Source organism: Nostoc sp. (assembly GCF_036917615.1).
GTDB lineage: Bacteria > Cyanobacteriota > Cyanobacteriia > Cyanobacteriales > Nostocaceae > Nostoc.
This window is the reverse complement of record NZ_JBALCZ010000085.1, coordinates 62,481-74,367: the sequence shown is the minus strand read 5'-3', so window position 1 is coordinate 74,367 and position 11,887 is coordinate 62,481. Positions and strand designations below refer to the sequence as shown.

The 11,887-nt window shown below is 41.0% G+C and carries 8 protein-coding genes; 5 read left to right on the top strand and 3 right to left on the bottom strand.

Translation table 11 applies throughout. The features are described from left to right. Positions 1-106: 106 nt before the first annotated feature. Positions 107-2,005: a caspase family protein gene (locus V7K85_RS31485; protein ID WP_334819876.1), complete on the bottom strand. Its 1,899-nt coding sequence runs from the start codon at positions 2,003-2,005 to the stop codon at positions 107-109. 200 nt (positions 2,006-2,205) lie between these two features. Here V7K85_RS31485 and V7K85_RS31480 point away from each other — a divergent pair, with 200 nt between their 5' ends. The 3 genes from V7K85_RS31480 to V7K85_RS31470 all read left to right on the top strand — a co-directional run bounded on the left by V7K85_RS31480 (position 2,206) and on the right by V7K85_RS31470 (position 4,233). Then, positions 2,206-2,706 carry a hypothetical protein gene (locus V7K85_RS31480; RefSeq protein WP_334819874.1) on the top strand — a complete coding sequence of 167 codons (501 nt, stop codon included), beginning with the start codon at positions 2,206-2,208 and terminating at the stop codon, positions 2,704-2,706. A gap of 365 nt (positions 2,707-3,071) precedes the next feature. Continuing rightward, the gene (gene rpmF, locus V7K85_RS31475) at positions 3,072-3,245 is read left to right on the top strand and encodes a 50S ribosomal protein L32 (RefSeq protein WP_012407602.1); all 174 of its coding nucleotides are present in this window, start codon (positions 3,072-3,074) and stop codon (positions 3,243-3,245) included. Positions 3,246-3,627: 382 nt separating this feature from the next. Beyond that, positions 3,628-4,233, top strand: a complete 606-nt coding sequence (locus V7K85_RS31470) for a sulfite oxidase-like oxidoreductase (RefSeq protein ID WP_334819872.1) — start codon at positions 3,628-3,630, stop codon at positions 4,231-4,233. A 139-nt stretch (positions 4,234-4,372) separates the two neighbouring features. Here the strand turns inward: V7K85_RS31470 and V7K85_RS31465 are convergent, their stop codons facing one another. Beyond that, positions 4,373-5,761 carry an aldehyde dehydrogenase gene (locus V7K85_RS31465; RefSeq protein ID WP_334819870.1) on the bottom strand — a complete coding sequence of 463 codons (1,389 nt, stop codon included), beginning with the start codon at positions 5,759-5,761 and terminating at the stop codon, positions 4,373-4,375. A 179-nt stretch (positions 5,762-5,940) separates the two neighbouring features. After that, positions 5,941-7,095 (bottom strand): hybrid sensor histidine kinase/response regulator, encoded by a 1,155-nt coding sequence (locus V7K85_RS31460; protein ID WP_334819868.1) that lies wholly within the window; start codon positions 7,093-7,095, stop codon positions 5,941-5,943. Positions 7,096-7,434: 339 nt separating this feature from the next. Here V7K85_RS31460 and V7K85_RS31455 point away from each other — a divergent pair, with 339 nt between their 5' ends. Both V7K85_RS31455 and V7K85_RS31450 read left to right on the top strand, forming a co-directional pair. Beyond that, entirely contained in the window at positions 7,435-9,084 is a 1,650-nt protein-coding gene (locus V7K85_RS31455; protein ID WP_334819866.1) for an AAA-like domain-containing protein, read from the top strand. A 101-nt stretch (positions 9,085-9,185) separates the two neighbouring features. Continuing rightward, positions 9,186-11,861: an AAA-like domain-containing protein gene (locus tag V7K85_RS31450; protein ID WP_334819864.1), complete on the top strand. Its 2,676-nt coding sequence runs from the start codon at positions 9,186-9,188 to the stop codon at positions 11,859-11,861. Positions 11,862-11,887: the final 26 nt, after the last annotated feature.

Genomic DNA, 11,887 nt, shown 5'->3' with positions numbered 1-11,887 from the left:
AACTCCTAACTCCTAACTCCTAACTCCTAACTCCTAACTCCTAACTCCTAACTCCTAACTCCTAACTCCTAACTCCTAACTCCTAACTCCTAACTATTTTTTTTTACTATTTTTTTTGCCATTTTTGGATAGCATCCTGAGCATCTTCGTAAGCGCCTGTCTCCTCTGGCACTAAAGCAGCGGTCGCAATTGCCGCATTACGTTCTCCTTCGGCGGCGCGACGCTTCGCCAAATCTAAAATTTTCTCACTCCATTTATTGATCGATTTTTGGGCAGTATCAAAGCCTGGTTGATCTGCTGGTACTTTCTTGGCAACTTCGATCGCACGATTGTAGGTAGATGCCTGTCCGGACTTAATTAAGGCATTAGCTGCATCTAAAAGAGTTTTGTTACTCACATACTGCTTCCCCTCTAGCCGCCACAGGTTCATTGCTGCTTGTGCTTTGGCATAAAGCGGCTCTTGTTTGGTGATTAATCGTGCGGCAGCAATGGCGCTAGCATACTGTCTTTGTTTAGCACGACCTTCTGCTAAATCTAAAATCATCCGGCTCCAAATCTTAATATTCTCCTGAGCTTGTTCATACAGTGGTTCACCGGGTTTAATTTTCTCGGCTGTAGCTATCGCCAAGCTCAAATCGCTAGCCTGAGTTTGTCTGAGCGACATTTTCGCCAGGTCTAATACTGCTTGATTCCGGTTTTTCGACTCGGAACTAGAGGCTATTTGAGCGCTAGATTGGTTGTTGAGTCTAACTGGTGGAATGCGTAGGCGTAGCCCGTCGTTGACATCGTTTGGTAAATTCTGGACAACCTTGGGGTTGCTAGCAGTAACATTGGGTGATGTGCTTGATATTTGCTTAATTCTAAAAGTTTCTTGATTACGAAGAAAAACTACGGCGATTAAACCTGCTACCAGCAAACTGCCTCCGCCCCACAAGATAAATTGTTTCCAAAAAGGGATACTTGGCTGATTCGATGGCAATCGAGAGACGTAGCCTTGGGAGGAATTGGGGATAAATCTTCCTTTGGTGTTCACTCCTAAAGAAGTTTCCGGCATTGGCTGGGAAACTAAATCAGCAGCCGACTTTTGGACTTGTTGACCCTTGGACTTCTCAACTTTGTGAGCCACCTGTTGGGAGGAGTTCACAGTAGCTTCTCCCCATCTGGCCCGATCTGCTGAAATTCTAGGGGAATCATCGAGGGGGGGAGCCGCAAGGGCAACAGCAAAGGATTCTTCTGGATAAATTCCCGGATTTGCTTGAAAGTCGCTTTCTATTGCCAATTTTGGCAAGATTACTTGCTGCCTTGATGGGATGATAGTGGCAGGGTTTTGAACAGGGCGCCAATGGTGTTGACATAATTTTGGCATCAGCAGACTTAGATAGCTTTCTAAATCTGCTAAGTTGCTGCCATTACCAGAACGCAAAGCTTCTAACAAAGCTGCTGTAAAGAATCCGTGACCTAGTTCGCTACTTTCGTGGGAGAACTGCTCTGGTTGACAAGAAAGAATTGTAGCGAGTTGTAGTTCTTGAGCTAGTTCTATTGTTTCTTCGCCAACGGGAGCATCCGCTTGGGTGCCAAAAGCGCGGTTGATATCGAGTATTAGCAATACATTCAGGTCAGCAAGTTGCAGACTTTGCATTAGCGATCGCAATTCTATGCCAGTCTCTTGCACGAGTTCGGGGTTGCCCTCTGCTGGCATTAAGTAATCTTTGCCCTTGTAGTTGACCCCATAACCGCTAAAGAATAACCACAGATAGTCTTGCGGTTGCCAATTTGTCGCTGCCAAATCTTCAAGCAGCAGCAAAATATTCTCCTTGGTCGGGTAAGTTGACCTATCCCCAATCGGCGGCGAAGTGTCTGTCATGACTAGACAGTGTTTGGGGACAAAACCTGCATCTGTCACCAAAAAATCCTCTAGTGCCTCAGCATCTGCTTGGGCACAACTTAAAGGTTGAAATAACTGATATTGATTGATGCCAATCGCGATCGCCCAGTAATTTGCCATCCCGCTTTTTGTCAGTTATTGTTTGCTGGTCTTAAAATTGCGGTTGGCTTTGCCAAAAAAACAAAGCTAACCTATGTCTTATAGTCTAGGTGATTCTGAGCGAATCTTAAGTTAAAATGTAATTTTTATTACGTCAAGTTACCGGAAAATACCTTTTACCTAATTTTAATAACAGATCATCACTAAGGAGATAAAAGGTCATGAGCAAGATTTCTGCTCACCTACCATCATCGATCACTCCCTTTTCAGTTATTAGCCAAATTGCCAGAAGAATCCGGATAGTTCCTTTAGTAGTTTTGGTCTTATCTACCGTTCCTGCCTGGTTTGTAACGGAAGCGATCGCACCTCAGGTTGTGCGAGCTTACACCGCTAGAGTTGACCTGGCGATTGACCGCCTGCCAGATGAAAACTACGAAACCGTTCTCACAAGAGCGGAAGCAGCCGCTAGGGCAGCTGCTCAACGGAGTTTCGATCAAGATATCTTGGTGACAGATGTTTCAATCATTGTGTCCGTACAAAATTATGGATCGATCGCACCAGTTCTGACATTAGAAGTTAGTCGTCCACAATGGCGATCGCGCCCCGATGCTCAAAATTGGGCAACTTACTTCAAAACTGCGCGATCGCTACTTTTCTTTGAAAAAGAGCCGACAACCTCTAATACAGTTCCAGCAGCTAGCAGTCTGCCAACCCAAAAATAGCGGCGGGGACAATGGGACACAAAGACGCTCTTAAACCCCATGTTTAAAGTCTCTTGATTCAAACAATGAATATTTTTCTTCTCCATGTCCTCGTTGGTCACCATTGAAATTCCCCGCGTCTTTGCACGCCAGTTGCTAAAGAGCGGGTTCCGCTTTAGCGGTACAAGTCGGCACCGGACGGGAATCACCAGATAAGGAAAAGCCTTTATTCCTGCTGGTTCCCCAACGCACTAGCTCGTCTCTATATCCCCACTTCAGTTTCAACCGATCAATTCAACTTACTTATTCCTGACTCAACTGTTGTCCTTGGCGTCAGTGGATGGCCTAGAATAAGAAGGTTGTCAAGAATCGCGATATCTGCTGACATGGCTGTTCCTAAGAAGAAAACTTCCAAATCAAAACGAGATAAACGTCGAGCTACCTGGAGGCATAAAGCCGTCGTCGAAGCTCAGAAAGCTCTCTCTCTGGGTAAGTCGATTTTGACTGGACGTTCTACATTTGTTTATCCAACTGCTGAAGAAGAGGAAGAAGAATCATAATTTCCCAGTCAGGAAAAGCATGAACAGCACCGATAGATTTGATTGCCAAAGTCACCAATCAAACTTCTGACTAGTGGATAAACGCTTTTTCTTAGCTTTCCTGATTGCATTATCAGAAGAATGCTGAAATCCCCTGATAAAGAGCAACGCAGTTGCGCTTTTCGGACTTCAGGCAGGGGAGTGTCAAGAATCATAGATACTCTACACAAGCTGATTAGATCAAGAAAAATTGGTAGTGAGTAATTGGGAACATCCATTACCCATTACCTATTATTCATGAGTAATGATCAAGTAACTATATAAAAAGTAAAATATCTGGTGCTGTTGGCAACTCAGCAAAAAAGCTTGTAAATATCTTGAGAAAACTTATTTTTCTCCAACTATGCTAGGAAAATTTTTTCATAAACCAGGGAAGGAAGAGGGGGAACGTGTCCCTCCAGGTCAACACTTAGCTAAAGGTTTCCCCGTATTAACTTACGGTGCAACTCCCCAAGTTAGCACTGAAGAATGGGAGTTTCGAGTTGGGGGTTTAGCAAAACCTACTAGCTTTAGTTGGTCAGACTTTATGGCGCTGCCTCAACACGAATTCACAGCCGACTTCCACTGTGTAACCCGCTGGTCTAAACTGGATGTCAAATGGACTGGCATTAAAGTCACAGATTTCATGGGTCTGATTGAGCTGGACCCCGAAGTAGCCCACATTATGGAACACTGCTACGGCGGCTACACTACCAATATTTCTATAGAAGATTTTATGCGGGAAGAAAATTTCTTTGCCTTTAAAGTATTTGGTGAAGACCTTCCAGCTGAACACGGTGGCCCGATGCGGCTAGTTGTGCCCCACCTTTACGCTTGGAAAAGTGCTAAGTGGATTAATAGTTTAGAATTTTTAGCTGGTGAAGAACTTGGTTTTTGGGAGCGCAATGGCTACCATCGCCGTGGTGAACCTTGGGCTGAGGAGCGTTATAGCAAAGCTTTTGGGTTTTAATAGTTAGGAGTTATTCAATTTTGGATTTTAGATTTTAAATTTTAAATTTTAGGTTTTTCCTTCAATTCAAAATCTAAAATTGACAGAGTTAGGAGTTATAAGTTTTTATTTCTCACTCATAACTCCTTACTCATAACTTTTACTTTGAACCCAGAAGTTTTTTGATTAGCGGCAATTTGCCCTCATAAGGAGCGTATCGCCATTTTAAATCCAGCCAGAAAGAGTTTTGCAATACACTTTTCTCATGGGAAAAAGTGTCAAAACTAGCTTTGCCGTGATAGTTGCCAATACCGCTATCTCCCACCCCACCAAATGGTAAAGACGAGACACCAACCTGCATCACTGTATCGTTGATACAGACTCCACCAGACGAAGTTTCCTGCAAAACTCGCTTTTGTAGATTTTGGTTTTGAGAAAATAAGTATAAGGCCAAGGGTTTAGGTCTAGAATTAATCATGGCGATCGCTTCTGCAATGTCAGTATATTCAATGATGGGTAGAATGGGGCCAAAAATTTCTTCCTGCATTATGGAATCTTCCAAAGAGACATTATCAATCACTGTGGGGGCAATATAACGCTCTGAAGGTTGATTTTCTCCACCGATGATAACTTCACCATCTTTGAGAAAGTTAACCAACCTATCAAAGTGTTTTTGACTGATAATCCTGGCATAATCAGGACTGTTTGCTGGATTATCGCCATAAAATTCTTTGAGGCATTTTTTCAGATCATCTATTAAATCTTTTTTGATTTTTTTATCAACTAAAAGATAGTCAGGGGCGATACAAGTTTGTCCAGCATTAATAAATTTGCCCCAAGTGATTCGTCTGACAGTGTGTTCAAGATTAATGTCAGTATCTATGATACAAGGACTTTTACCGCCCAATTCTAAAGTAACGGGTGTGAGATATTTTGCCGCTACTGCCATAATGATTTTGCCGACAGCTGTACCACCAGTAAAAAAGATATGGTCAAACTTTTCTGCAAGTAGTTTTTGACTTGCTTCTACGCCTCCTTCAACCACTGCAATATAAGCTGGGTCAAAATGTTTGGCAATAATCTTAGAAATGATACCAGAGGTATGAGAAGCAATTTCTGAAGGTTTGATAATTGCACAATTCCCGGCTGCGATCGCACCTATTAAAGGTGAGATAATTAACTGAAATGGATAGTTCCAAGGCCCGATAATTAAGACAACCCCTAGCGGTTCTGGATAAATTTGGGCTGAGTAGGAAAAAAAATCAAAGGAAACGGCTGCTTTTTTGGGCTTAGTCCAGTTTTTCAGATGTTTTATAGCATAATCAATTTCCTTAATTACGCCGATTTCTGTAAGGTAACTCTCCAATTCTGGTTTATGTAAATCTGCTTGTAATGCCTCGACTATTGACTGTTCATGCTCAATAATTGCTTGCTTGAGATTTTTAAGTTGTTCAATGCGAAAATTGACATCTTTAGTTTTGCCAGTTTGAAAAAACTCTCGTTGGTTCTGGAGCATATGGCCAACGTTAGATAATTCAGTTGTAATCATTGTTTTGTCCCTTAGGAAACTATTTATTTAATGTTAACGCTGCTATATCAGCATATTTGATTCGCCATTTATTCGGGTTTGACTTGAAAATTTGAATATTTGCTTTAGATTATTGATAGATAGTAGTAAAATTATAAATTATTATGGTAAAAAATTCGATAATTCATAATTTATAATTGCTAATTTTCTGATGTTTTGGTGGGTAGAAGGACAATAAATACACTACCTTTGCCCAACTCAGAATTAAGCAGAATAATGCCTTGATGCGCCTCGACAATTCGGCGAGCAAGATACAGTCCTAAGCCACTACCAGAACTCTTGTGGCTGCCTTGGCGAAATCGTTCAAAGATGGTGGCTTGTTCTTCAGGGGGAATACCTGGGCCTGTATCCGCTATTTCAATTCTAATGTAGTCAACGGAATTGGATTTTCCAGAGAACTGAGATTGACTACTTTTGTCAAACTGGCGTTGAGAAGTAAAACGAATAGTAACAGACCCAGAGTCGGTAAATTTGATCGCATTCCCGATAAGATTAGTGAATAAACGATGCAATTCTAAGCGATCGCCCATGACTGTGTTTGTACTTGACTCCTCAGTAAAGTCCAAATTTAGGGACAGTGTTTTATCTTGAGCTAAGGGTGCTAATTCTCCATTCACCTCCTCTAGCAATCGGTCCAAATTAACTGGTTGAAATGCCAAAGTTTTGCGACCTGCTTCAAAGCGATAAACTTCCAATAAGGTATTGACCATAGAAAGCAGGTTGATATTGCTACGGGCCATGATAGCGATTACTTCCTGCATTTGCGATGATAATGCTCCCAACGCTCCTTGCTGAAATAGCATCAACATGCGATCGGCCGCCACTAAAGGAGTGCGTAAGTCGTGGGTGAGGCGGGAGACAAAATCTTCTCGCTGGCGGGCAATTTCATCACGTTCATCCATACTATGCTTCAAGCGCAGGAGCGATCGCACTCGTGCCAGCAATTCATCTACTGTTACAGGTTTGCGGATAAAATCATCAGCACCCAAGTCTAAACCGTGGGCGACGTTGGGCGCATCATGGGCAGTTATCAGCAATATGGGAATGTATTGCGGTAATTTCATCTCTCCACGAATGTGCTTGGTGACTTCGTACCCATCCATACCTGGCATCATCAGATCCAACAGAACCAAATCACAAGCAGATGCTTTTAATTCTGCCAAGGCCGAAATACCATTTTCGGCGGTGCTAATCGTGTAACCTTCTTCCTCCAAAATAGTTTTGATCAAAAACACGTTATCAGGAGAGTCATCAACAACCAGAATTTTGTCACAGCGAGAAGATTGTGAAGTCATATAGATGCAAGGTACGGGGTAAAAGTAAATTTTTCAGGAAACTGGTTTATTGGTATAGTTTTTTAGATAGTACTTTTAGGTAAACTCCCTCCCAAGAAAAATTGTTTACCAATAAATTGATATAAATGTATTTTCAAAACTACTTTACTTACCTTTTTAACAAATAGCCACAAACTAATTGAATTATGGCTCGTAAACTTCTAGAACTGAATACAGAGGATAGCAGTACCATTTTAGTTACCAAATGTATCAGTAGGTAGTGTATCGGCTACTAGCAAGTTGTTTAGAGAAAAGTAGAAACTAGCTTCGATTCCGTAAATTGCAATAATATAGTCAAATTTGTCAAAATTTCTGGATATTTATCCGACTATGCCAACTTTGCCAGCAGCCAGCAAAAGCGCCAGATTTTTCATTAGCTACCGCAGCCAAGATCCAGACTTGAGCCTTGCCCATAATTTTTATGAAGGCATTAAAGCTGCTGGATATGAAGCATTCATGGCAGGGGAAAGTATTCGCTTGGGGGAAAAATGGCCTCAGCGCATTGATGAAGAATTAAAACTATGTGATTACTTTTTGTTGCTGTTATCTGAGCGATCGGCAACTAGTGAAATGGTGACAGAGGAGGTGAGACAGGCCAAGCAGTTACGGGATAGCAGCGATCAGCATAAGCCAGTGATTTTGCCTATTCGCGTTAACCTTCCTTGGAGTGCACCACTAAATTATGATTTGCGGGGCTATTTACAACAGGTTCAGCAACGAGAGTGGAAATCGGCTGCTGATACTCCCAGAATTTTACACGAAATTTTTAGTTTACTGGTAGACAGCGAGAGTAAAAGAGTGGAAGAGTGGGAGAATGGGCAATTGGGAGACAAACAATTATTTCCCCTCATTGCCTCATCTGCTCATCCTGCTTTGCCAGTGGCAGAACCAGTATTGCCTGATGGACAGGTAAATTTAGCTTCAAATTCGTCTGATTTAAAGGGTTTGTTAGATCCAGAACCATCTCTAGAACTGGAATTTCCGTTTTTCGAGCAAGCTTTTTATGCTGATTGTTACAAAGAAGTGAAGAAGCCAGGGGCATTAATTCGGATAAAGGCTCCTTTGCAATGGGGCAAAACCTACTTGATGAGCCAGATTTTAGATTATGTGATTCAGCAAGGCTATCAAGCAGTGCGAGTAGACTTTCAAGAGCCAGAAAAAGAAATATTCAACACTCTAAAGCCTTTCTTGCAGTGGTTCTGTGCCACCATAGCCAGAGAATTAAATCTACCAGATAAACTAGTTGAGAAGTGGAAAAGTACAGCGAGTGCCAACATAGACTGTACAAACTACTGTGAAAAATATTTATTGCCAGCGATCAATAGTCCGGTAGTTTTGGGATTAGATAACGTTGATATCATGTTCTCCTATCACATAGCTCGTAACTTTCTTCCATTACTACGAGCTTGGCATGAGAAAGCTACAACTAAGCCTATTTGGCAAAAGTTACGGTTGGTAATTGCCTACTCCAAAGAAGATAACATTCCTATAGATAGGAATAAATCACCGCTCAATGTGGGGAAAGGCATTGAAATACCAGAGTTAAATCAGCCACAGGTGCAGAATTTAGCACAGCGCCTCCAACTCTCTTGGAATGGAGAGCAAGTTGCCCAACTAATGGCGATGGTTGGTGGGCATCCTTGGCTGGTGAAAGAGGCACTGTATAAAATTGCGCGGCGCGAACTGACGTTGAAAGAACTATTGAAAATTGCTCCCACCCAAGAAGGCTTATACAGTGATCATCTGCTTGTTCAGTTGTCAATTTTGCAGGATAACCCAGAACTAAAGGAAGCCATGAAGCAAGTAGTTATTACCAATAGCCCAGTTAGAATAGACGCTGATAAAGCATCTAAGTTACGCAATATGAGACTTGTAAAATACACAGGCAATGATGTTCTGCCCTTGTGTGATTTGTATCGCCTGTATTTTCGCGAGCGCTTAGGTGTGTAATGATGATTTCAAATGCCCTCGAAATTTGCGCCGACACCTCTTTGCAAGTAGACAGAGGAGACGGAGAATGATTGAGTGTGCAACTGCATTGGACATAACTCATGAATCCATCGCCTAACCCAAACTACGAATACCAAGTTGGGGGTACTTTACCTTCAGATTCCCCTACCTACGTCACACGGCAGGCAGATGACGACTTATACAAAAAGTTAAAAGCAGGAGAATTCTGTTATGTTCTGAACTCGCGGCAGATGGGTAAATCGAGTTTGCGGGTAAGAACTATGCAAAGGTTGCAGCAAGAGGGAATTGCTTGTGCTGAAATTGATATTACCGCCATCGGCACTCATAATGTTACCCCTGATGAATGGTATGCAAGTGTAATTGACAGCCTGGTTAGGAGTCTAAAACTAAACGATAATTTTAATTTAGAAAGTTGGTGGAGGGTGCAAAAATTACTGCCTCCATTGCGGCGATTAGGCAAGTTCATTGAAGAGGAGATGCTAACCTCTATTAATAAAAAAATTGTCATTTTTGTAGATGAAATTGATAGCGTTCTCAGCCTCAGTTTTTCAACTGAGGATTTTTTCGCTTTGATTCGAGCCTGCCATAACCAACGTGCTGATAAACCAGAATATAAACGCTTGACATTTTGTCTTTTAGGAGTAGCAACTCCCTCTGATTTGATTCAAGATAAACAGCGTACACCTTTTAATATCGGTCAAGCAATTGAACTCAAAGGTTTTAATTTAGATGAAGCCGAGCCTTTAGCTATGGGATTAGTAGGTAAAGTCAGTAATTCCCAAGAAAAGCTAAAAGAGGTTTTGGAATGGACTGGTGGACAACCTTTTCTTACCCAAAAGCTTTGTCAATTTATTCTAGATGATCAGCAAAGATTGTCTGTAGAGGAATTAGTGCGATCGCGGATTATCCAAAATTGGCAATCTCAGGATGATCCTGAGCATTTGAGGACAATACGCGATCGGATTTTCAGCAATAAGCAGCCTGCGGATCTGTTGCTTGAATTATATGAAGAAATTTTCCGAAAAAGAGAAATTGAAGAAGATAACAGTCCAGGGCAAATAGAATTGCGTCTGTCAGGATTAGTAGTTAAGCAAAATGGCAAGTTAAGAGTTTATAACCGCATTTATGAGTTTGTTTTTGACAACAACTGGGTTAATCAGGCGTTAGCGAGTTTGCGACCTTATGCAAATGAATTAGCAGCATGGCTAGAGTCTAACCGTCAGAATAAATCGCATCTCTTGCACGGGCAGAATTTACGACAAGCTCAAGCATGGGCAGAACATAAACAGTTGCTTGTTGAAGATTATCAATTTTTATATGCTAGCCAAGAATTAGCAACACGAAAGCAGCAGCGCCTTGTCTTAGGGCTTGCTCCATTACTATTAATTTCAGTACTTGGATTGTCATACTGGAAATTATCAGAAAAAAATTCAGTTACTAACAATCCGCCAGTCCCAACAGCGTCGATAACGGAACAACCAGAACAACAACATCTAGTATCACTATTCCTTAGCGAAGGCGAGCATACTTTGTTTACTGGAAGTGAAAATCCAAGTCGCAATCGGGCATTTAAAGCTTTTGAAAACAAAGATTATTCCCAAGCTGTTGAATATTTTCAAAAAGCTAGACTAGCCTTTCCTTACGATCCAGAGTTGCGAATTTATTACAATAATGCCAAAGCATATCAACAAGACAACCCACTCACTCTGGCAGTGGTTTTACCAGATACTAATAAAGAAGCAGATATTTCTAAAGAACTATTGCGAGGAGTTGCACAAGCACAAGATAAATTTAACAGTTTAGGTGGAGTAAATCAGCGATTTTTAAATATAGCAATTGCCAATGATGGCAGCACTCAAGCTCAAAAAGTTGCTGGAGAGCTAATTAAAAATCAAAATATTTTAGGAGTTATTGGACACTATACTAGTCAAAATAGTCAAACGGCACTATCTAAATATGAAAGCGCTGATATAGCAATGATATCTCCTGGGAGTACAAGTACCTCAATAAATAGTAGAGTATTTTTTAGAACAGTACTTCCTACCAAAGTAGATGCTGATAAGTTAGCAGATTATGCTATCCATCATGGCTATAAAAAAGTAGTGATTTTCTACAATCCTGATGATATTTATAGTGATAACGTAAAGAAAGAGTTTGAAAATTTATTTAAAGATAAGAATGGAGAAGTTATAGATACTTATAATTTGGCTGATGCTTCACTGGATACATCTACCGAAATTCCAAAAATTAAGGAAAAAAATGCAGATGCAATTGTTCTGTTTCCGAATACAGAGTTAACTTCTGTGGCACTTGCAATTGCTCGCGCTCAGGGTAGCCAAAAATTACCTCTACTAGGAGGAAATGCTTTGTACAATCTAAACACTTTGAAATCAGCTGGAGACGCTTTTGAAGGTTTGGTTATATCTGTAGATTGGTTAGCAGAAGAGCAAAACTCAACAAAATCAACAAAATTTGCAGAGGAAGCTAAGGGAATGTGGGGAGGACAGATTAGCTGGCGCACAGCTACAGCTTATGATGCGACTAAAGCTTTTATCAAAGCTATATCTATGTCTAATAATCCCACACATCAAACGGTTTTAAAAAACCTCAAATATCGAGATTTTTTTCTTCCAGCAGAGGAAACTTCAGGATATCCACTCAAATTTGATAATAAAGGCGATCGCCAACAACAACCTGTTCTTGTCAAAGTAGTTAAAGGTAGCGACGGTCTGTTTAAATTTGAACAAGTTAAATAACAAAGAAATTTCTTATAACTCCAAAA

Coding starts and splice junctions, on each gene's coding strand:
- V7K85_RS31465 (WP_334819870.1), bottom strand. CDS start 5,761: ATGATTACAACTGAATTATCTAACGTTGGCCATATGCTCCAGAACCAA.
- V7K85_RS31460 (WP_334819868.1), bottom strand. CDS start 7,095: ATGACTTCACAATCTTCTCGCTGTGACAAAATTCTGGTTGTTGATGAC.
- rpmF (WP_012407602.1), top strand. CDS start 3,072: ATGGCTGTTCCTAAGAAGAAAACTTCCAAATCAAAACGAGATAAACGT.
- V7K85_RS31480 (WP_334819874.1), top strand. CDS start 2,206: ATGAGCAAGATTTCTGCTCACCTACCATCATCGATCACTCCCTTTTCA.
- V7K85_RS31450 (WP_334819864.1), top strand. CDS start 9,186: ATGAATCCATCGCCTAACCCAAACTACGAATACCAAGTTGGGGGTACT.
- V7K85_RS31470 (WP_334819872.1), top strand. CDS start 3,628: ATGCTAGGAAAATTTTTTCATAAACCAGGGAAGGAAGAGGGGGAACGT.
- V7K85_RS31485 (WP_334819876.1), bottom strand. CDS start 2,005: ATGGCAAATTACTGGGCGATCGCGATTGGCATCAATCAATATCAGTTA.